At 71.5% G+C, this 18907-nt stretch carries 22 protein-coding genes and 2 tRNA genes; 8 read left to right on the forward strand and 16 right to left on the reverse strand.

The genetic code is table 11. From position 1 onward, the window contains the following. Positions 1-85: 85 nt before the first annotated feature. From cofC to ACWEOZ_RS25045, 4 genes are read left to right on the forward strand one after another with little or no spacing between them, the layout of a single operon-like run. Positions 86-757, forward strand: coding sequence for a 2-phospho-L-lactate guanylyltransferase (gene cofC, locus ACWEOZ_RS25030; RefSeq protein ID WP_451913099.1), 672 nt, complete (start codon positions 86-88; stop codon positions 755-757). Positions 758-767: 10 nt separating this feature from the next. After that, positions 768-965 carry a cold-shock protein gene (locus tag ACWEOZ_RS25035; RefSeq protein WP_360823390.1) on the forward strand — a complete coding sequence of 66 codons (198 nt, stop codon included), beginning with the start codon at positions 768-770 and terminating at the stop codon, positions 963-965. Positions 966-1010: 45 nt separating this feature from the next. After that, positions 1011-3251 carry an RNA degradosome polyphosphate kinase gene (locus tag ACWEOZ_RS25040; protein WP_451913100.1) on the forward strand — a complete coding sequence of 747 codons (2241 nt, stop codon included), beginning with the start codon at positions 1011-1013 and terminating at the stop codon, positions 3249-3251. A 1-nt stretch (position 3252) separates the two neighbouring features. Beyond that, entirely contained in the window at positions 3253-4137 is an 885-nt protein-coding gene (locus tag ACWEOZ_RS25045; protein ID WP_451913101.1) for an NUDIX hydrolase, read from the forward strand. Here the strand turns inward: ACWEOZ_RS25045 and ACWEOZ_RS25050 are convergent. From ACWEOZ_RS25050 to leuC, 4 genes are all read right to left on the reverse strand, one after another. After that, entirely contained in the window at positions 4094-4570 is a 477-nt protein-coding gene (locus ACWEOZ_RS25050) for a hypothetical protein (protein WP_451913102.1), read from the reverse strand. The two genes, ACWEOZ_RS25045 and ACWEOZ_RS25050, sit on opposite strands and share 44 nt — an antisense overlap. Positions 4571-4691: 121 nt before the next feature. Beyond that, on the reverse strand, positions 4692-5591 hold the full coding sequence (locus ACWEOZ_RS25055; protein WP_451913103.1) for an HU family DNA-binding protein: 900 nt from the start codon (positions 5589-5591) through the stop codon (positions 4692-4694). A gap of 177 nt (positions 5592-5768) precedes the next feature. Next, positions 5769-6356 (reverse strand): 3-isopropylmalate dehydratase small subunit, encoded by a 588-nt coding sequence (leuD, locus tag ACWEOZ_RS25060; protein ID WP_451913104.1) that lies wholly within the window; start codon positions 6354-6356, stop codon positions 5769-5771. A 15-nt stretch (positions 6357-6371) separates the two neighbouring features. After that, complete coding sequence (gene leuC / locus ACWEOZ_RS25065; RefSeq protein WP_451913105.1) at positions 6372-7826, reverse strand: 3-isopropylmalate dehydratase large subunit; 1455 nt, start codon at positions 7824-7826, stop codon at positions 6372-6374. A 49-nt stretch (positions 7827-7875) separates the two neighbouring features. On the opposite strand from leuC, the gene ACWEOZ_RS25070 reads away from it, so the two are divergent. Beyond that, positions 7876-8562, forward strand: coding sequence for an IclR family transcriptional regulator (locus tag ACWEOZ_RS25070; protein WP_023561932.1), 687 nt, complete (start codon positions 7876-7878; stop codon positions 8560-8562). A 181-nt stretch (positions 8563-8743) separates the two neighbouring features. On the opposite strand, the gene ACWEOZ_RS25075 is transcribed toward ACWEOZ_RS25070, so the two are convergent. From ACWEOZ_RS25075 to ACWEOZ_RS25095, 5 genes are all read right to left on the reverse strand, one after another. Continuing rightward, positions 8744-8944, reverse strand: a complete 201-nt coding sequence (locus tag ACWEOZ_RS25075) for a hypothetical protein (protein WP_451913106.1) — start codon at positions 8942-8944, stop codon at positions 8744-8746. A 55-nt stretch (positions 8945-8999) separates the two neighbouring features. Continuing rightward, positions 9000-9692 (reverse strand): N-acyl homoserine lactonase family protein, encoded by a 693-nt coding sequence (locus ACWEOZ_RS25080; RefSeq protein ID WP_451913107.1) that lies wholly within the window; start codon positions 9690-9692, stop codon positions 9000-9002. Between the two features lie 118 nt (positions 9693-9810). Further along, a tRNA-Glu gene (locus ACWEOZ_RS25085) sits at positions 9811-9883 on the reverse strand. 132 nt (positions 9884-10015) lie between these two features. After that, positions 10016-10087: transfer RNA gene (locus ACWEOZ_RS25090), tRNA-Gln, on the reverse strand. 93 nt (positions 10088-10180) lie between these two features. Then, the gene (locus ACWEOZ_RS25095; RefSeq protein ID WP_451913108.1) at positions 10181-10984 is read right to left on the reverse strand and encodes an SDR family oxidoreductase; all 804 of its coding nucleotides are present in this window, start codon (positions 10982-10984) and stop codon (positions 10181-10183) included. A 56-nt stretch (positions 10985-11040) separates the two neighbouring features. Here ACWEOZ_RS25095 and ACWEOZ_RS25100 point away from each other — a divergent pair, with 56 nt between their 5' ends. Beyond that, positions 11041-11847: a TetR/AcrR family transcriptional regulator gene (locus tag ACWEOZ_RS25100; RefSeq protein WP_451913109.1), complete on the forward strand. Its 807-nt coding sequence runs from the start codon at positions 11041-11043 to the stop codon at positions 11845-11847. Here ACWEOZ_RS25100 and ACWEOZ_RS25105 read toward each other — a convergent pair. Genes ACWEOZ_RS25105 through ACWEOZ_RS25120 form a run of 4 tightly spaced genes read right to left on the reverse strand, consistent with a single transcriptional unit; the run spans position 11802 to position 14704 of the window. After that, a complete protein-coding gene (locus tag ACWEOZ_RS25105) occupies positions 11802-12605 on the reverse strand; it encodes a fumarylacetoacetate hydrolase family protein (RefSeq protein WP_433721573.1) in 804 nt (267 codons plus the stop codon). The two genes, ACWEOZ_RS25100 and ACWEOZ_RS25105, sit on opposite strands and share 46 nt — an antisense overlap. 41 nt (positions 12606-12646) lie before the next feature. After that, positions 12647-12895 carry a helix-turn-helix transcriptional regulator gene (locus tag ACWEOZ_RS25110; protein WP_360550047.1) on the reverse strand — a complete coding sequence of 83 codons (249 nt, stop codon included), beginning with the start codon at positions 12893-12895 and terminating at the stop codon, positions 12647-12649. A 10-nt stretch (positions 12896-12905) separates the two neighbouring features. Continuing rightward, positions 12906-13754, reverse strand: coding sequence for an ABC transporter permease (locus ACWEOZ_RS25115; protein WP_451913110.1), 849 nt, complete (start codon positions 13752-13754; stop codon positions 12906-12908). Next, entirely contained in the window at positions 13751-14704 is a 954-nt protein-coding gene (locus ACWEOZ_RS25120) for an ABC transporter ATP-binding protein (protein WP_451913166.1), read from the reverse strand. The genes ACWEOZ_RS25115 and ACWEOZ_RS25120 overlap by 4 nt, the downstream gene beginning before the upstream one ends. Before the next feature lie 56 nt (positions 14705-14760). Between ACWEOZ_RS25120 and ACWEOZ_RS25125 the strand changes: the two genes are divergently transcribed. Then, complete coding sequence (locus ACWEOZ_RS25125; RefSeq protein ID WP_451913111.1) at positions 14761-15585, forward strand: alpha/beta fold hydrolase; 825 nt, start codon at positions 14761-14763, stop codon at positions 15583-15585. A gap of 28 nt (positions 15586-15613) precedes the next feature. After that, positions 15614-16552 carry a 3-methyladenine DNA glycosylase gene (locus tag ACWEOZ_RS25130; RefSeq protein ID WP_451913112.1) on the forward strand — a complete coding sequence of 313 codons (939 nt, stop codon included), beginning with the start codon at positions 15614-15616 and terminating at the stop codon, positions 16550-16552. 4 nt (positions 16553-16556) lie between these two features. On the opposite strand, the gene arfB is transcribed toward ACWEOZ_RS25130, so the two are convergent. From arfB to ACWEOZ_RS25145, 3 genes are read right to left on the reverse strand one after another with little or no spacing between them, the layout of a single operon-like run. After that, positions 16557-16982, reverse strand: a complete 426-nt coding sequence (arfB, locus tag ACWEOZ_RS25135; protein ID WP_451913113.1) for an alternative ribosome rescue aminoacyl-tRNA hydrolase ArfB — start codon at positions 16980-16982, stop codon at positions 16557-16559. Positions 16983-17026: 44 nt separating this feature from the next. Next, entirely contained in the window at positions 17027-18223 is a 1197-nt protein-coding gene (locus ACWEOZ_RS25140; RefSeq protein ID WP_451913114.1) for a sensor histidine kinase, read from the reverse strand. Next, on the reverse strand, positions 18220-18903 hold the full coding sequence (locus tag ACWEOZ_RS25145) for a response regulator transcription factor (protein WP_451913115.1): 684 nt from the start codon (positions 18901-18903) through the stop codon (positions 18220-18222). The genes ACWEOZ_RS25140 and ACWEOZ_RS25145 overlap by 4 nt, the downstream gene beginning before the upstream one ends. Positions 18904-18907 lie beyond the last annotated feature (4 nt).

Here is an 18907-nt window from a genome sequence, read left to right on the forward strand (position 1 = left end):
CCACACCTGGGACGAAATCATGCCTGCTCATCCTCGCCGTAGCCAGGCCGGGGCCCGGCGGTGGGACGGTGGCAGGATTGGCGGCGTGTCAGGAGCGGACTGGACGGCGGTCATCCCCGTCAAGAGCCTCAGCGCGGCCAAGAGCCGGCTGCGCGGCGCTGTCGCCGATTCCCGGCACGAGGAGCTGGCGCTCGCGATGGTCCGGGACACGGTCGTCGCGGTCCGGGCGTGCGCGGCGGTGGGCGATGTGCTGGTCGTCACCGACGATCCGGCCGCGGTCGCCGCGGTGACGGCCCTGGGCGCCCGGGCGGTGCCGGACCGGCCCGCGGCGGGTCTGAACGCGGCCATGTGTTTCGGCGCCGACGTGGTGGCCGGTCTGGGGCACCACCGGGCCGTGCTCACCGGCGACCTGCCCGCGCTGCGCCCGGCCGAGCTGGGTGAGGCGCTGGCCGCCGCCGGACCCGGCCGCAGCTTCGTCGCCGACGCCGCCGGCACCGGCACGGTCTTGCTGGCCGCGGCCGCCGGCACCGCACTCGATCCGCGCTTCGGGGTGGGCTCCGCCGCGGCGCACGCCGCCTCGCTGGCTCAGCCCCTGCTCGGGGCGTGGCCCGGACTGCGCCAGGACGTGGACACCGCCGAGGACCTGCGGACGGTCCTGGCCCTCGGCGCCGGTGAGCAGACCTGCGCGCTGCTGCGTGATCTCGGACTCATCGCCGAGTGCGGCACCTCGGGTGTGGCCGGGCGCTCGCACCGGTAGCGTCTGGGGCATGCAGGGGACCGTTGCGACGTTCGACGCTCAGAGCCGTAGCGGCACGCTGCTGCTCGACGACGGCAGTGAGCTGTCCTTCCCGGCCGCGGCCTTCGAGGCCTCGGGGTTGCGGCTGCTCCGCCTCGGGCAGCGCCTGACGATCTCCGCCGGCCCGGACGGCACCGTGACCAAGGTCGAACTTCCCGGAATCAGGTGAGCTTCGTTCATTTCCCGTTCACCCTGGACGGGCAATGATGGAGCAATGACCACCCCGCCCCGGACACCCGACACGACCGTGCCCCCCGCGGCTCGCCGCCGCGGCTCCGACGGGCGGTTCCTCCCCCGCGCCGAGCAGACCGACACCGAGCCGACGGAGCACGCTGTGACCACCGCCGACACCGCGCAGGACCCCACCGAGACCGCTCCCGACCTCCCCGAGCTGCCGGAGGACCGTTTCCTCAACCGCGAGCTGTCCTGGCTCGACTTCAACGCCCGGGTGCTGGCCCTGGCCGAGGACCCGGGCACCCCGCTGCTCGAACGCGCGAAGTTCCTGGCCATCTTCGCCGGCAATCTGGACGAGTTCTACATGGTCCGGGTGGCCGGGCTCAAGCGCCGGCTCAAGGCCGGGCTGCCGATGCGCGGCGGCGACCGTTCATCGCTGCGCCACCAGCTCGAAATGATCACCGAGCGGGCCGCCGACCTGGTCACCCGGCACGCCGCCTGCTTCGGCGAGGAGGTCCGGCCCAAGCTGTCGGCCGAGGGCATCGAGCTGGTCAGCTGGAGCGAGCTGGACGCGCCGGAACGCGAGCGGCTGCGCACGTACTTCCGCGAGCAGGTCTTCCCGGTGCTGACCCCGCTCGCGGTCGACCCGGCGCACCCGTTCCCGTACATCTCCAGCCGTTCGCTGAATCTGGCCGTCGCCCTGCGCGACCCGGCCGGCAGCGGCAACGAGTTGTTCGCCCGGATCAAGGTGCCCAACAACGTGCCGCGTTTCGTCACGGTGCAGAACGACAGCCGCGGGGCGCGCTTCCTGCCCGTCGAGGAGCTCATCGCCGCTCACCTGGACCAGCTCTTCTCCGGCATGCGGATCCTCGAGTGGCACCTGTTCCGGGTCACCCGCAACGCCGAGCTGGAGGTCGACGAGGACCGCGACGAGGATCTGCTGCAGGCCCTCGAGCGCGAGCTGGCCCAGCGCCGCTTCGGCCCGCCGGTGCGCCTGGAGGTGGCCGCCTCGATCAGCGACCACGTGCTCGACCTGCTCACCCGCGAGATGGAGATGGACAGCCAGGACGTGCTGCGGGTGCCCGGCCTGCTCGACCTGTCGGGGCTGTGGCAGGTCTTCGGCGAGTGCGACCGCGACGACCTCAAGGACCGGCCGTTCGTCCCGTCGACCCACCCGCAGCTGGCCGACGGCGAGGTGCCGCGCAGCGTCTTCAACCGGCTGCGCGAGTGCGACATCCTGGTGCACCACCCCTACCACTCGTTCTCGACCAGCGTGCAGCGCTTCATCGAGCAGGCCGCCGCCGATCCCAACGTGCTGGCCATCAAGCAGACGCTGTACCGCACCAGCGGTGACTCGCCGATAGTGGACGCCCTGGTCGACGCCGCGGCCGCCGGCAAGCAGGTGGTGGTGCTGGTCGAGGTGAAGGCCCGCTTCGACGAGGTGGCCAACATCGCCTGGGCGCGCACCCTGGAGCGGGCCGGCTGCCACGTGGTCTACGGCCTGGTCGGTCTCAAGACGCACTGCAAGACCTCCCTGGTGGTACGCCAGGAGGGCAACCAGATCCGCCGCTACTGCCACATCGGCACCGGCAACTACCACCCGAAGACGGCCCGGCTCTACGAGGACTTCGGCATGCTCACCGCCGACCCGGAGATCGGCGCGGACGTCACCGATCTGTTCAACGTCCTCACCGGCTACAGCCGGCAGACCGCGTTCCGGCGGCTGCTGGTCGCCCCGCACGGGGTCCGGGCCGGCCTGATCGAGCGGATCGAGCAGCAGGCCGAGATCGCCCGCGCGGGCGGCGACGCCCTGGTCCAGTTCAAGGTGAACTCGCTGGTCGACGAGGAGACCTGCGACGCGCTCTACCGCGCCTCGCAGGCCGGGGTCCGCATCGATCTGGTCATCCGGGGGATGTGCGCGCTGCGCCCCGGCGTGGCGGGACTGTCGGACAACATCCGGGTCCGCTCGATCGTCGGCCGGTTCCTGGAGCACTCCCGGGTCTTCCGGTTCGGCGTGGGCGACGACGCCGAATACTGGATCGGCTCGGCCGACCTCATGCACCGCAACCTGGACCGCCGGGTCGAGGCGCTGGTCCGGGTGACCCTGCCCTCCGCGCAGGAGGATCTGCGCCATGTGCTGGAGTTGTCCATGAGCGATGAGAGCGAGGGCTGGGACCTGGCCGGTGACGGCACCTGGCACCGCCGCACGTTCTCGCCGTCGGAGCACCACATCCACCTGCAGGAGGCGTTGTTGCGCCGGGTCATCGGCAAGGCGGGCTGAATTGACGACTGGACCGGTCCGGGCCGCCGGTGGCGTCCTCTGGCGACCGGCCGGGGACGGCATCGAGATCTGTGTCGTGCACCGGCCGTACCGCGCCGACTGGAGCCTGCCCAAGGGCAAGCTCGACGGCGACGAGCACCCGCTGGCGGCGGCGGTGCGCGAGGTGCAGGAGGAGACCGGCGTGCACGGGCAACCGCAGCTGCGGTTGCCCGAGGTGAGCTACACGCTGCCCGACGGCGTGCCCAAGACGGTCGAGTTCTGGCTGATGCGCGCGGCGGAGGGCCCGGCCGACGACCCGATGGACCCCACCGAGGTGGACACCGTGGTGTGGCTGTCGCCGGCCGACGCGCTGGCGAAGCTGACCTATCCGGACGACCGCCGGCTGGTCGAGCATGTCGCCGCGCTGCCACCGGTCACCGCCGTGACGGCGCTGGTCCGCCACGCGCACGCCGGTAAGCGCAGCGAGTTCGACGGCAACGACGCGCTGCGGCCGATCGACGAGCAGGGCCGGGGCGAGGCGCGGACGCTGGGTTTGGTGGTGTCTCTCGTCGCCCCGCGCCGGCTCTTCGCGGCCACCCCGTTGCGCTGCAAGCAGACTCTCGAGCCACTGGCCGAACGGCTGGACCTGCCCATCGTGGTGGACGCGGCGTTCGCCGAGCCCGCCGACGCGCAGGACGTGCCGGCCCGGGCCAAGATGGCCGCGGCCCGGCTGACCGAGCTGCGCGACGGCCCCCGGGTGGCGGTGTGCAGCCAGGGCAAGGTGATCCCGTCGATCCTGGCGTTGCTGGACGGTGCCGAGGACCGCGAGCCCTACAAGACGCCGAAGGGCACCGGCTGGATCCTCACCTGGTCCGGCGAACGGCTCCTGGCACTGAGCCGGATCTAGGCCGGCCCGGTTCAGGCCGGCCGGCGGCGCGCGGTCGGTGCTCGAAGTCCTCCGGCAGCGGGTCCGTACGCCAGTAGCCGACCTGATCGCCGGTGAGCCAGCGGGCCCGCCACAGCTCGTCGGCGCGAGGCTCCCAGTCGCGCAACGGCAGCAACGCGACCCGCCAGGACAGGACGCTGGCGACGTACCAGCCGTAGAGCGGCAGGATCCCGAGCAGCACGTCACGGCGGCGGTAGGAGCCGTACGGGCCCAGCACGAACACAGCCAGGCCGCACCACCCACAGGTGATGAGCCAGTCCAGCAGCCCCCAGCCGGTCCAGTGCTCGGCCAGGTCGCCGAGGGTCCAGCCGGGCACGACCGCGCCGGCGAAGACCGCCGCGGCGATCAGCGACCTGCTCACGAGACCACGGGGGCGGACGAGTCTGCGCTCCATGGAGCGGACCGTAGGCCGCGAGCCCGCTGTGGCGCCGGAACACGCGAAGGGCGTCCACCGTACGGGTGGACGCCCTTCGTAGCTCAGCGTGCCGCTGAGCGGGCCGGAACGGCCCCTTGGATCAGCGGGTCTTACGAGCCGCGCTGGTACGCGCGGTCGTGGCCTTGCTGGCCGGGGTGGCCTGGACGGCTGCCGTCGTCTTCTTGGCGGCGGTCGTCTTCTTGGCCGCCGTCGACTTGGTGGCCGCGGCCTTGGTCGGCGCCGTCTTGGTCGCCGCCTTCTTGGCCGGTGCCGCCTTGGCGGTGGTGGCGGCCGACTTCGTGGCCGTCGCCGACTTGGTGGCGGTGGCCGACTTGGCCGGAGCCGACTTGGTGGCGGTCGCCGACTTGGTGGCGGCCGTCTTGCGGGCCGGCGTGGCCTTCGCCGTGGTCGCCGACTTGGTCGCCGTCGACTTGGCCGGGGTGGTCTTGGCGGCGGCCGACTTGGTCGCCGTTGCCTTGGTGGCCGTCGCCTTGGTGGCGGTCGACTTGGCTGCCGTCGCCTTGGTGGCGGTGGCCTTCGTGGCCGTGGCCGCCTTGGTGGCGGTCTTGGCCGGGGTGGCCTTGGAGGCGGTCGTCTTCTTGGCGGCCGCCGTCTTGGTTGCCGCCGCCGCCGTCTTGGTGGCGGCCGACTTGGCCGGAGCGGCCTTGGTGGCGGTGGACTTCACTGCCGCCGTGGTCTTCTTCGCGGTGGTCGCCTTGGCCACCTTGCCGCTCGCGACCATCTCCCGGAATCCGGTTCCGGGCTTGAAAGCGGGGACGGACGTCTTCTTCACCTTCACCGGTTCACCGGTGCGCGGATTGCGCGCGGTCCGCGCATTGCGCGCCCGCTTCTCGAAGACTCCGAAACCGGTAATGGCAACGCGATCGCCCTTGGTAACGGCGTTCTGCACCTCGCTGATGACCGCATCCAGCGCCGCTGTCGCCGTCTTCCGGTCCCCCAGTCGGGCGGCGAGCGCCTCGACGAGCTCTGCCTTGTTCACTGGTTTCCTCCCGAACGTGAGAACTGGCCCAATGCGAGCCATTCTGCGCGCACCGTATGCCCTCTGACCAGCAGACACAAACATCTGCCCGAAAAAAAACCGTTGTGTCGCAACGACTTTGCCCCCGCCGGGAACCCGGCGGGGGCAAAAAAGCCTGCAAGAGCAAGGAAATCGGCCTCAGACGACCACCGGCTTGAAGCCGGGGCGATCCTTCTCGTACGAGGTAATCATCTGCTCGTGGCGCAGCGTCAGTCCGATGTCGTCGAGGCCCTCCATGAGCCGCCACCGACTGAAATCGTCGATCGGGAAGGTCCAGACGGCGTCGTCCACGCGCACCTGACGCTCGGCGAGGTCCACGGTGATCCGCTTGTCCGGTTCGCTGTCGGCCATGTCCCAGAGCGCCTCGACGGCCTTCTGGTCGAGCTGGACCGGCAGCAGACCCTCCTTGAGGGCGTTGCCGCGGAAGATGTCGCCGAAGCGGGGCGCGATGACGACCTTGAAACCGAAGTCGCGCAGCGCCCAGACGGCGTGCTGGCGGGAGGAGCCGGTGCCGAAGTTGGGGCCGGCCACCAGGATCGTCGCGCCCGCGTGCGCGGGGTTGTTGAGCACGAAGGCCGGGTCGTCGCGCCAGGCGCTGAACAGCCCGTCCTCGAAGCCGGTCCGGGTGACCCGCTTGAGGTAGACGGCCGGGATGATCTGGTCGGTGTCCACATCGGAGCGGCGCAGCGGCATCACGGTGCCGGCGTGGGTGGTGAACTTGTCCATGGTTGCTGCTCCCCCTCAGAGGTCGGCCGGGGCGGCCAGCTTGCCGACCACGGCGGTGGCGGCGGCGACCTGCGGCGAGACCAGATGGGTACGCCCACCGCGGCCCTGCCGGCCCTCGAAGTTGCGGTTGGACGTGGAGGCGGCGCGCTGACCGGGGCTCAGGGTGTCCGGGTTCATGCCCAGGCACATCGAGCACCCCGCGAAGCGCCACTCGGCGCCCGCGTCGGTGAAGACCTTGTCCAGCCCCTCGGCCTCGGCGGCGGCGCGCACCTGGAACGACCCGGGCACGATCATCATCCGTACGCCGTCGGCCACCCGGTGCCCGCGCAGCACGTCGGCGGCGGCCCGCAGGTCCTCCAGGCGCCCGTTGGTGCAGGAGCCCACGAAGACCACGTCCACGGCGACGTCCTTGAGCGGGGTGCCGGCGGCCAGGTCCATGTATTCCAGGGCGCGGCGGGCGGCGTTGCGGTCGGACTCCTCGACGAACTCCTCGGGATCCGGCACCACACCGTCGAGCGCGGCGCCCTGACCGGGGTTGGTGCCCCAGGTGACGAACGGGCTGATCGTGGAGGCGTCGATGTAGATCTCGGTGTCGTACTCGGCGCCCTCGTCGCTGGGCAGGGTCTTCCAGTACTCGACCGCGGCGTCCCAGTCGGCGCCCTTGGGCGCGTGCTCGCGTCCCTTCAGGTACGCGAACGTGGTCTCGTCCGGCGCGATCATGCCGGCCTTGGCGCCCCACTCGATACTCATGTTGCAGATGGTCATCCGGCCCTCCATGGAGAGCTTGCGGATGGCGTCGCCGCGGTACTCCACGATGTGGCCGTTGCCGCCACCGGTGCCGGTCTGCGTGATCAGCGCGAGGATCAGGTCCTTGGCCGAGACGCCGGGACGCAGCTCGCCGCTGACCACGACCGCCATCGTCTTGGGCTTGGCCTGCGGCAGCGTCTGGGTGGCCAGCACGTGCTCGACCTCACTGGTGCCGATGCCGAAGGCCAGCGCCCCGAACGCGCCGTGGGTCGCGGTGTGCGAGTCACCGCAGACGATCGTGGTGCCCGGCTGGGTGAGCCCCAGCTGCGGGCCGATCACGTGCACGATGCCCTGGTCCTGGTCGCCGAGCGAGCGGATCTGCACGCCGAACTCGGCACAGTTCTTGCGCAGCGTCTCGATCTGGGTGCGCGAGACGGTGTCGAGGATGGTCATCAGGTCGCCGCGGCGGGTGTTGAAGGCCGGATCGGCATAGCCCGTCGGGGTGTTGTGGTCCTCGGTCGCCAGCGTGAGATCGGTGCGGCGGACCTTGCGCCCGGCCAGACGCAGACCGTCGAAGGCCTGCGGGCTGGTCACCTCGTGCAGCAGGTGCAGGTCGATGTAGAGCAGATCAGGCTCACCGTCGGCGGACCGCACCACATGGTCGTCCCAGACCTTTTCGGCCAGGGTCCTGGGTTTCCCCTGTTCGGGAGTGACTCCCACCATCTGGACATCCTAAATTCTGGGAGGTATGTTTCGGCTTGTGGGACACAGTATGAGCGGTGTCGGCGTTCTCGACAAGGCGGTGGTCATCCTTGCCGCCTGTGTCGACGGCGCCAGCCTGGCCGAACTAGTCGACCGGACCAAGCTGCCCCGGGCGACCGCGCACCGGCTGGCCCAGGCCCTGGAGATCCACCGGATGCTGGTCCGGGACACCCAGGGCCGGTGGCGGCCCGGGCCGCGCCTGGGCGAGCTGGCCAACGCGGCCCCGGACGTGCTGCTGACAGCGGCCGAGCCGCTGCTGTCGGCGTTGCGCGACGCGACCGGGGAGAGCGCTCAACTCTACTTGCGCCGGGCGGACGAGCGGATCTGCGTCGCCGCCGCCGAACGCGCGAGCGGGTTGCGCGACACGGTGCCGGTCGGGTCGGTGCTGCCGATGGTGGCCGGATCGGCGGCGCAGATCCTGCTCGCCTGGGAGCCGCCCGAGGCGGTCATGCCGCTGCTGCCCCGGTGCAAGTTCACCGGCCGCACCCTGGCCGAGGTGCGCCGGCGCGGCTGGGCGCAGAGCGTCGCGGAACGCGAGCCCGGTGTGGCCAGCGTCTCCGCGCCGATCCGGGACCGGACGGGCCGGGTCATCGCGTCCATCTCGATAAGCGGTCCGATCGAACGACTCGGCCGCCGCCCCGGCGAACGCCACGCGATGGCGGTCGTCCGCGCGGGACAACGCCTCAGCGGTCTCTGACCGCCGTCGACATCGGCGGCCCACCGGCCGACAGCTCCGACCCGCCGACCGATCCGGCGCCTCCGCGTGATGGCGGCTCAGCCGGCGTCGGCGGATCACCGGACGCCCGCTCGATCGCGGCGGCCCAGCCACGGCGCGGGCCGGGCTGGGCCATCACCGGACGGCAGCTTCATCGCGCGGCTCAGCCACCGCGCGGGCCAGGCCGGCGGACCACCGGACGGCCGCCTGATCGTGGCCGCAGCCATGGCGCGATGCGAGGCGCGGCAACGATCAGCCCGACGGCAAGGGCCGTGATGATCGCCTGCCCGACCCGGCCCGGCGTGACGCCGCCGACCCGGTCCACCACGTAGTTCGCGTAGGCGTTCGCGAGCGCGTCCACCACCGCGATGACCCGAACCCCGCGCGGCACACCGGTCCAGCGACCACCCGCCACCGCGTCAGGGCGTCCACACCGCGTTGTCGTGGGCGAAGACCACGCGGGCCGGGTCGAAGCTCAGCAGCCGTTCGATCCAGGCCGGCGGAAACGGCAGCGGCGCCTCGGCACCGTCCAGTCCGGCCCGCCGGGCGAGCACGTCCGCGGTGAAGCCGACCGCGTGGTCGTGGCTCTGCCCCGCGACGATGACCGTGCCGTCGCCGCGGCGGACCACCAGGGACTGGTGGCCGGCGGTGTGCCCGGGCGTGGGCACGATCACCACCCCGGGCAGGATCTCGGCCTCGCCGTCGAGCTCCACGTAGACCGCGCCGGGGTGGTCGATGAGCCAGGGCAGCGTGTGGTCCTCGACGGTACGGGCGATGTCGAGCTCGAGCCGCTGGGTGTAGACGGGCCGGCCGGGCAGCGCCGGGTTGCCGCCGCTGTGGTCGAAGTGCAGGTGGCAGTTGACGATGTGCCGGATGTCCTCGGGCCGGGCATCGACGGCGGCGAGCGCCTCGGGCAGCGGCACGCGGTGGGGGCGGTAGTGGGCGTCCACGTCCGGATCTCCGCCCATGCCGGTGTCGACCAGCAGCAGGCCGTCGGGATGCTCGACGAGGTAACCGAGGCACGGCTCGACCCGGGGTGAGCCCGTACCCGTCTCCTCGGCCGGCCGGATGAAGTAGCCGAAGTCGACCCGCCGCACGTTGATGTCCGTCACAGCAGCCAGTCTGCCGTGCCGGCTGATCAGAAAATGCCCCACCGGATACGCCCAGAGCAGACAAAGCCGGGCAGACAAAAGCGGCCCGTGTCTCTCGACACGAGCCGCTCGCTGCTTGTAGCCCCGAAGGGATTCGAACCCTCGCTACCGCCTTGAGAGGGCGGCGTCCTAGGCCGCTAGACGACGGGGCCAGAACACGCTGTACTGCAGAAACGCTGCACTTCTGTGGTGCCTTACCTGCTGCTTCCTGCTCTTTGGCGTGAGCAACGGTGCGGAACTCTATCAGAAGTCCAGCACCACCGCCCTTGCGGGAGTCGGTCGCGCTGGGGTACCAGGACTCGAACCTAGACTAACTGAACCAGAATCAGTCGGGCTGCCAATTACCCCATACCCCATTGGTACGGCTTGCCGTACCGAGTGGAAACTCTACCCGAGCCCATGGTGGCGAACAAATCGGGTTACCACCCGGCGTTTCCGTGACCACGTGACTACCGGAACATGTCCGTGTTGTCCCGCGCCCAGGCGGCGAAGGTGATCCCCGGCCGGCCGGTCAGTTCGGCCACCGTCTGCACTGCCACCTGCGGATGTCCGGCCAGCTGGCGCAGCCCGTCGGCGTACCAGGCGCCGTACTCGCCCATGGCCAGGGTCAGCTGCTCGACCAGCTCCTGGTGTGGCAGGTCGACGTAGGTGAGCTCGCGGCCCAGCGCCGCCCCGATCTCCAGCACCCGTTCGCGCCGGGTGAGCGACTCCGGACCGGTCAGCTCGTACGAGCGGCCCTCGTGCCCCTCCTCGAGCAGGCACCGGGCGGCCACGGCGGCGATGTCCTCCAGCGCGATGGGGGCGTTGGCGACGTCGCCGTAGCCGTCGCGGACCACGTCCCCCGCGGCGATCTGGGCCGACCAGATCCCCGAGTTGCTCATGAACTCCCCCGGCTCCAGGTGCACGAACGGCACCCCGCAGGCCTCGACGCCGTCCTCGATGACCTGCCAGTGATCACCCTTGGCGCCGGCCAGGTCGACGATCCGGCGTACCCCCGCGGCCGCGGCCAGCCGGCACACCCGCTCGTTGGTCTCCACCAGCGGGGCCAGGTACATCCGGTCGACGCCCGCCAGGGCGGCCGGCAGCGTCCCGGGCCGGCCGAGATAGCCCCGGACGGCCTCGACCTGCGGCGGCAGGCCGGCCCTGTCCGGGTTGACGGTCAGCGCCCGCACGTCGGTCGCGCCCAGCGCCAGCAGCTCGTCCACCACCAACCGGCCCACGCCGCCCGTCGCACCGGTGACGAGGATCTTCATGTGCCCTCCCCAGTTCTCGTATGCCCTACGGAAACTCTTCTCGTAGGGTATACGAGATGACCGAGTTCAGCGGGGCCACCGATCCCGACCGGATCCTGCCGCTGCTGTGGCGGCACAAACAGGCCCGCAAAGCGACCACCGGGCGCCCGCCCCGGCTCACCGTGGACCAGGTGGTGGCGGCCGGCATCGCCGTGGCCGACCAGGACGGACTCGCCGCGGCCTCGATGGCCCAGGTGGCCACCCGGCTCGGGGTGGCGACGATGACGCTCTACACCTACGTGCCGTCACGGGCCGAGCTGGTGGAGCTGATGGTCGACGAGGTCCTGGGCCGCCGGCGGCTGCCCGGACCGGGCGAGGAACGGCCGGCGCACTGGCGCGAGCAGATCCAGCTGTACGCCGACCGCACGATCGCGATGTACCGGGAGCACCCGTGGCTGTGCCAGGTCTCCCGGATCCGCCCGCCGCTGGGCCCCGGAACTCTGCGCGAGAGCGAGTACGTGCTGTCCACGCTGGGTGGCCTGCCGGTGTCGAGCCGCAACACGGCCGCCGTGACGATCACCATGTTCGTGACCGCCGCGGCCCGGCAGGAGGGCGAGAACACCCAGCTGCGCCGGACCAGCGGCGAGTCGAACGACAGCTGGTGGAGCCGGCGGGGCCGGCTGTGGGAGGACTGGTTCGACGTCGAGCAGCATCCCGCGATGACCGGGCTCTGGAACGCCGGCGGCTTCGACCGGGGCCCGGACCAGCAGGCCACGGACGCCTTCGCCTACGGCCTGGGGCTGCTGCTCGACGGGATCGAACGACAGGCGGGCGCGGCTCAGTCCAGCGAGACGACCGGGTTGCGCAGCTCGCCGATGCCCTGAACGCTGACCATCACGGTCTCGCCGGAGACGATCTGGCTCACTCCGGCCGGGGTGCCCGTCAGGATGATGTCGCCGGGCAGCAGCGTCATGACATGCGAGACGTAGGACACCAGGGTCGGCACGTCGAAGACCATGTCCTTGGTCCGGCCGAGCTGGCGCACCTCCATCTCGTCCGGGTTGCGGCCCACCTCGCAGCGCACCTCGAGGTCGCTGACGTCGAGGTCGGTCTCGATCCACGGCCCGATCGGGCAGAACGAGTCGAAGCCCTTGGCCCGGGTCCACTGCGGGTCGGTGCGCTGCAGGTCACGGGCGGTCACGTCGTTGCCGACCGTGTAGCCGAAGATGGCCCGCTGGGCACCGGCCCGGTCCACCCGGCGGGCGCCGGTCGCGCCGATCACCACGGCCAGCTCGGCCTCGTGCTCGACCTGCTGGGACTGCGGCGGGATCCGGATCGCGTCGTTCGGGCCGATCACCGAGGTGGACGGCTTGATGAAGATCAGCGGCTCCTTGGGCACCTCGTTGCCGAGCTCGGCCGCGTGGTCGGCGTAGTTGCGGCCGACCCCGATCACCTTGCTGGAGAAGATCGGCGCGAGCAGCCGGACGTCGGCCAGGGCCCAGCGCTGCCCGGTGAAGCGCACCTGCTCGAACGGGAGGCTGCCGATCTCGGCGATCGTCAGGCCCTTGGCCCCGGCCCCGGACTCACCCTCGACAACCCCGAAGGACACGCCACCGGCATGAACAAAACGAGCGAAACGCACGGATAACCCCATCCATTGAGCGAGACAACGCAGGATCGAGGCTACGCCGTACGCGGCACGGGCTCGGTGCCCAGCCGGGGGAACGGGCTGAGCGAGAACACCACCTCGACGGGCACCTCGAAGTAGTCGCAGATCCGCAGGGCCAGGTGCAGGGACGGGCTGAACTCGCCGCGTTCGAGATAGCCCACGGTCTGGTAGTGCACGCCGAGGGCGTCGGCGAGCTGGCGCCGGGAGATGCCGCGCTCGGCGCGCAGCATCGCGATGCGGTTGTACGTGATCTCACTGCTCATGCGTCGTCCGTCACCCGATCCGCGTCATGGCCTTCTCGCGCCGGGCGGCGACAGCCGAGCCCGACTCGCGGCGTGCCATGCGGCGCAGCACGACCGGCGCGAGCACCAGGCCGAGGACCGCCCACAGGCCCAGGACGCCGAAGGTCTGCGCGTGCCGCCAGGAATGACCCAGCTCGACCGAGGCCAGCGCGTCGGGCAGGAACACAGAGCGCATGCCCAACCCTAGCCAGTAGACCGGGAAGGCCTGCGCGACCCCGTGCAGCCAGCCCGGCATGGCGCTGATCGGGTAGAAGATGCCGGAGATGGCCACCAGACCGCCCAGCGGCAGCAGGAGCAGACCGATGTTGCGCGGATTCTCCAGCAGCGAGCCGAAGACCGCGCCCAGCGGGATGGTGGCGGCGAAACCGAGCGGCAGCAGCCAGCACAGGGTGAGCCACCCGTCGGCGTCGATCCGCAGCCCGTCGACGATGAACAGACTGGGCACGATCTGCAGCAGGAGGCTGATCGCCGCCATGCCGCCGACCAGGACCAGCTTGCCGACCAGGTAGCCGGCCATCCCGTTCGGCGTGGCCTTGGCCCGCAGCAGGGTGCCGTCCTCGCGGTCGGTCACCAGCAGCGTGGCCACCGTGAGCAGTCCCGCGAAGGCCAGGCCCATGCCGAGCGTGCTCGGCAGCGTGCGGGCGCCCAGCGACAGGTCGGTGCCCGGCACGGTGGCGTCGCGCATGAAATAGACGGTGCCCACGAGCAGGGCCGCCGGGAAGATGTAGGTCCACAGGTCGAGCACGTTGGTCAGGGTCTGCCGCAGCTCGATGCCGCCGCGGGCCAGCCCGCTGCGGGCGGCGGTGGAGACGGCGCTCATCGGACCACCTCGAAGGCCGAGGCGGCGGCGGTGTCCCGGCCGGCCTCGGATTCGCGGACCAGCGTCATGTAGGTGTCCTCCAGACCGGCGCGGCGCACTTCCAGGTCGGCGATGTCGTCGCCGTACTGCCGGAAGAGCTCCCGGACGAAGCGGGTGGCGTCGGCGTCGCTGTGCACGTAGCGGGAGCCGGCGCGGGTCCAGCGGATCTCCGACTCCCCCGCGACCCGGCGGGAGAGCTGGTCGGCCGAGCCGTCCGCGATGATCCGGCCGCCGGCCAGGATGACGATCCGGTCGGCCAGCTTCTCCGCCTCGTCGAGGTCGTGGGTGGTGAGCAGGACGGTGGTGTCGTCCACATCGGTCAGCCGGTGCACCAGGTCGTGGAACTCGCGACGGGCCGCCGGGTCGAAGCCGACCGTCGGCTCGTCGAGGAAGAGCACCTCCGGCCGGCCCACGATGCCGATCGCCACGTCGAGCCGGCGGCGCTGGCCACCGGAGAGCCGGTTGATCCGGGTGCCACCCTGCGCGCCCAGGCCGACGAGCTCGATCAGCTCGTCCGCCGGCCACGGACGGTTGACAGCGGGTGTGGAGTAGTCGGCGTAGTAGCCGCCGAGGTGGTGCAGCAGCTCGCGGACGCGCCACTTGCCGTGGTCGCGCCAGGACTGCAGCACCACGCCGAGGCGGGCCCGCCACTCCTCGCCGCCGGTGGCCGGGTCGACGCCGAGCACGCGGACCGTGCCGGCCGAGCGCATCCGGAAGCCCTCGAGGATCTCGATGGTGGTGGTCTTGCCGGCGCCGTTGGGCCCGAGCAGGGCGAGCACCTCGCCGCGCCGGGCGGTGAACGACAACCCGTGCAGGACGTCCGTGCTGCCGTATCGCATGCGCAGGTCGCGGACGTCGAGCACGGTCTCGTCCGGCGCCGTGTCCACTCCCGTCACCTCCGCCCCCGTCATGGTCTTCATGTCGAGCACACTATCAAGGATGTAGTAGATGTACTACATTCGTTCGCATGCCAACTATTACCAGCGCCGACGGCACCCGGCTCCACGTGACCAGCACCGGATCGGGCCCCGGCCTGGTCGTCATCCCCGGCGGTCTGCGCCGCTCACACCACTACCGCCGGCTCGCCGAATCCCTCGCGGACTCCCGCACCGTGCACGTCATCGAACGTCGTGGCCGCGGCGACAGCGGCCCACCCGGGCCGGGCTACTCGATCGAGCGGGAGGTCGAGGACGCGCTCGCGGTGCTGGCCGCCACCGGCTCCGGCGAGCTGTTCGGGCACAGCTACGGCGGCCTGGCCGCCATGCACGTCGCGCTCCGCCGCGATCTGAGCAGGCTGGTGGTCTACGAGCCCGCGGTCAGCCTCGACGGCTCGATCGACACGACGTTCCTGCCCGAGTTCGAGCGCCGGCTGGCCCGCGGGCGGTCCGCCGGAGCGATGGCCACCTTCCTCACCGGGCTCGGTTTCGCCCCGATCGGCGTCGTACCGATGCCCGTCTACACCGCCTTCGCCTGGTTCCTGTTGCAGACGCCCGAGGGCCGGGAGACCCGGCAGCTGCTTCCAACACTTCCGGCCGAATGCCGGGTGGTCGCCGGCCTGGACTCCGACGGCAGCCGGTACGCCGCCATCGGCTCACCGACCCTGATCATCGCGGGCGGCCGCAGCCCGGAATGGCTGCGCCGGGTCCAGCCCCGGCTCGCGGAGCTCGTCCCGGCCGCCCGCTACGCCCTGCTGCCGGACCTCGATCACAACGCTCCCGACGAGAGCGCACCGGCGGCGGTGGCGGACCTCGTTCGGGCGTTCCTCACCACAGACGACGCCGAGGCTCGATAGGAGTGGACTTGCTGGATACGCTGGTGCGATGCGGATCAGCGAAACCCACGCGCTGACCACTGTGCTGCCCTCGGTCAGCTGGATCCCACTGGCCCGCGCCCACGCCGAGCGGGCGGACGAGATGACGGCCGGGCACCGCGCGCGCAAGGCGGCGGGCGAGAAGCACGCCATAGAGGATTTCCTGTACGACTACTACGGCACCCGCCCGGCCCAGCTCCGCCGCTGGCACCCCGGGGTGGGCACCGGACTGGCCGCGGCACCGACCGGGCTGGCCGAGCACGCCGCCTGGAAGTGGTACAAGTCGTACCCGGACGGCGTCGTGACCCTCGACACAGAGGCGTACATGCACGCCCGCGGCGAGAGCGTGCGCTACATCCACGGCCTGCTCGCCGCGACGGCCTCCCGGCCGGCGTTCTCCGGCTGTTTCGGGCTGCACGAGTGGGCGATGGTCTACCGCCAGCCGGAGCACCGGCACTCCTTGCCGCTGCGCCTGGGCCAGGCCGAGACGGACAAGGTGGTCGAGGAGCACCCGATCCGCTGCACCCACTTCGACGCGTTCCGCTTCTTCACCCCCGAGGCGGTGGGCCTCAACCGCCTCCAGCCCACCCGGGCCACCCAGGTCGACCTGGACCAGCCGGGCTGCCTGCACGCGGCGATGGACTGCCACAAGTGGGCGAGCAAGCTCGGCCCGGCGGTGCCCGGCGCCCTGGCGCTGGACTGTTTCGCCCTGGCCGGCGACATCCGCCTGCTGGACATGCAGGCCAGCCCGTACGACCTGACGTCGTACGGGCAGGAGCCGGTGAAGATCGAGACAGCCGAGGGCAAGGCGGAGTACGTCACCCGCCAGCGGGAGTTCGCCCGCCGCGCGTCGGCGTTGCGGGCCCGGCTGATCCGGGTCTGCGAGGAGCTGCTGGGCCCGGCCCTGGCGGCGGAGAACCGCGAAGCCGTGGCCCCGCACAACAGCTGACCCGTCAGTCGGTGTCGGCCCGCCGGTTGCGCTTGGTCTGACTGCGCCGCTTCTTCTCGGCGATCCGCCGCTCGACGGAGCCCCGCGACGGCCGGGTGGCCCGCCGGGCCCGTGGCGGCGGCGCGATGGCCCCGGCGACGAGGGCGGCCAGCCGGGCGGCGGCGGCCTCGCGGTTGCGCAGCTGCGAGCGGTGCTCCGAGGCGGTGATCGTCAGCACGCCGTTGACCAGCCGGCCGCCGAGCTGCTCGAGGGCGCGCTCCCGCAACGAGGGTGGCAGCAGCTCGGAGCCGGCCAGATCCCAGGACAGCTCCACCCGGGAGTCGGTGGTGTTGACCCCCTGGCCACCGGGCCCGCTGGAGCGGGAGAACCGCCACGAGAGCTCGGCGGCGGGGATCGTCAACCGGTCACTGACCCGTACGTCGTCCGCCACGCGCCCAGCATGGCAGGCGATCACGCCGGGCCGCCATCCGGTTGTCAGGGCCAGGGGCTGACCGCGGGCGGCGGTTCGGCGTCCGTGCGGTCGGCGGCCGGCAGCCACAGCACGAAGGTGCTGCCCCGGCCCAGCTCGGAGAAGGCCGCCACCTGACCGCCGTGCGACTCCACGATCTGCCGGACGATCGCCAGGCCGAGCCCGGTGCGGCGCTGCCGGGACCGTTCCGCGCCGGTTTCCGGCTTCCCGCGCCAGAAGCGGTCGAAGACCCGGGTCAGGTCGGCCGGGGCGATGCCCGGACCTTCGTCGGCCACGGCCAGCCACAACCATGATCCGGTACGGCCGGTCGCGACCGTCACGGTGGAGGATCCGGGAGCCAGCCGTACGGCGTTGGACAGCAGGTTGCCGACGGCCCGGCGCAGCCCGTCGGCGTCCCCGATCAGGTGCAGCTCCCCGGGCAGGTGGTAGCGCAGGTGCAGGCCGCGGTCGGTGATGAAGGACTCCTCGCCGGCCTCACGGGCGATCGTGGTGAGCTCCACGTCGGCGTCCGACAGTCCGTGCGCATCCCGGCGGGCGGTGGCCAGCAGGTCCTCCACCAGCCGCGACATCCGCGTCGTGGCCCGGTCCACCACGGCGACCGCCCGTTCGCGTTCCTCCGGGGTCGCTTCGGCCGGGGTGAGCGAGGCGTCGAGGTTGGTCCGGATGATGGCCAGCGGGCTGCGCAGTTCGTGCGAGGCGTCGTCGATCAGCTGGCGTTGCGAGTGGAAGGCCTCATCCAGTCTGTCCAACATGGAGTCGATGGTGTCGGCGAGGTCCCGCAGTTCGTCGCGGGGACCGCTGAGCCGGATGCGCCGGGAGAGGTCGGTGGCCTGGATCTCCCGGGCGGTCCGGGTGATCGCGCCCACCGGGCGCAGCGCCCGGCCGGAGAGCACCCAGCCGATCCCCAGGCTGGCGACGAAGAGTCCGCCCAGCACGATCAGCGAGTAGGTGCGCAGATTCTGCAGGGTGTTGTAGTTGATCGCCGCCTCGATCTCGCTGACCTCCGCGACGGTGACCTGATCGATGATCACCCGCCCCTGCTTGCGGAACGCGACCTGCTCGGTGATCGGCCGCGGGTCGGTGGTCTTCGCCACCGCGAAGTAGGTGATCGCCAGGGCGGCCCCGGCCAGTGCGAAGAGCAGCGTGGAGTAGATCACCGTGAGCCGGAACCGGATCGACCGGAACAGCTCCGGGCGCTTCACGCCGCCCCGTCCCGCAGCCGGTAGCCCCGGCCGACCACCGTCTCGATCGAGCCCTCGCCGAGCTTGCGCCGCAGGGTGCCGACCGTGACCCGGACGGTCTGGGTGAACGGGTCGGCGTTGGCGTCCCACACGTGCTCGAGCAGTTCCTCGCTCGACACCACGTGCCCGGGCCGGGTCATCAGGTATTCCAGGACGCCGAACTCCTTGGGCGTCAACGTCAGCCGCTCCCCGCGCAGCGTCGCGACGTGCCGGGCCACGTCCAGCACCACGTCGCCGACGGTCAGCACCGACGACGTGCCGGCGGTGTCCCGGCGCAGCAGGGCGCGGACCCGGGCCAGCAGCTCGGCCAGGGCGAACGGCTTCACCAGGTAGTCGTCCGCGCCCTCGTCGAGCCCGCGCACCCGGTCCTCGAGGCCACCGCGGGCGGTGAGCATGAGCACCCGCAAGTCGGTCTCCCCCGGGGTGTCCAGCTCGCCGTTGCGCAACGAGCGGCACAGGGTGAACCCGTCACCGTCGGGCAGGTTCACGTCGAGCAGCATCAGGTCGTACTCGTTCACGGTCAGCCGGTCGTACGCCTCGGCGGCGTCGAGCGCGACGTCGACCGCGTACCCGGTCCGGGCGAGACCGACCCGCAGGCCCTCCGCCAGGTCTTCCTCGTCCTCCACCACCAGCAGCCGCATCTGT

The sequence above is a fragment of the Actinoplanes sp. NPDC004185 genome (assembly GCF_053603475.1).

Coding starts and splice junctions, on each gene's coding strand:
- ACWEOZ_RS25100 (WP_451913109.1), top strand. CDS start 11,041: ATGACCGAGTTCAGCGGGGCCACCGATCCCGACCGGATCCTGCCGCTG.
- leuC (WP_451913105.1), bottom strand. CDS start 7,826: ATGGTGGGAGTCACTCCCGAACAGGGGAAACCCAGGACCCTGGCCGAA.
- ACWEOZ_RS25115 (WP_451913110.1), bottom strand. CDS start 13,754: ATGAGCGCCGTCTCCACCGCCGCCCGCAGCGGGCTGGCCCGCGGCGGC.
- ACWEOZ_RS25145 (WP_451913115.1), bottom strand. CDS start 18,903: ATGCGGCTGCTGGTGGTGGAGGACGAGGAAGACCTGGCGGAGGGCCTG.
- ACWEOZ_RS25120 (WP_451913166.1), bottom strand. CDS start 14,704: ATGACGGGGGCGGAGGTGACGGGAGTGGACACGGCGCCGGACGAGACC.
- ACWEOZ_RS25050 (WP_451913102.1), bottom strand. CDS start 4,570: ATGGAGCGCAGACTCGTCCGCCCCCGTGGTCTCGTGAGCAGGTCGCTG.
- ACWEOZ_RS25110 (WP_360550047.1), bottom strand. CDS start 12,895: ATGAGCAGTGAGATCACGTACAACCGCATCGCGATGCTGCGCGCCGAG.
- ACWEOZ_RS25070 (WP_023561932.1), top strand. CDS start 7,876: ATGAGCGGTGTCGGCGTTCTCGACAAGGCGGTGGTCATCCTTGCCGCC.
- leuD (WP_451913104.1), bottom strand. CDS start 6,356: ATGGACAAGTTCACCACCCACGCCGGCACCGTGATGCCGCTGCGCCGC.
- ACWEOZ_RS25040 (WP_451913100.1), top strand. CDS start 1,011: ATGACCACCCCGCCCCGGACACCCGACACGACCGTGCCCCCCGCGGCT.
- ACWEOZ_RS25035 (WP_360823390.1), top strand. CDS start 768: ATGCAGGGGACCGTTGCGACGTTCGACGCTCAGAGCCGTAGCGGCACG.
- ACWEOZ_RS25130 (WP_451913112.1), top strand. CDS start 15,614: ATGCGGATCAGCGAAACCCACGCGCTGACCACTGTGCTGCCCTCGGTC.
- ACWEOZ_RS25095 (WP_451913108.1), bottom strand. CDS start 10,984: ATGAAGATCCTCGTCACCGGTGCGACGGGCGGCGTGGGCCGGTTGGTG.
- ACWEOZ_RS25125 (WP_451913111.1), top strand. CDS start 14,761: ATGCCAACTATTACCAGCGCCGACGGCACCCGGCTCCACGTGACCAGC.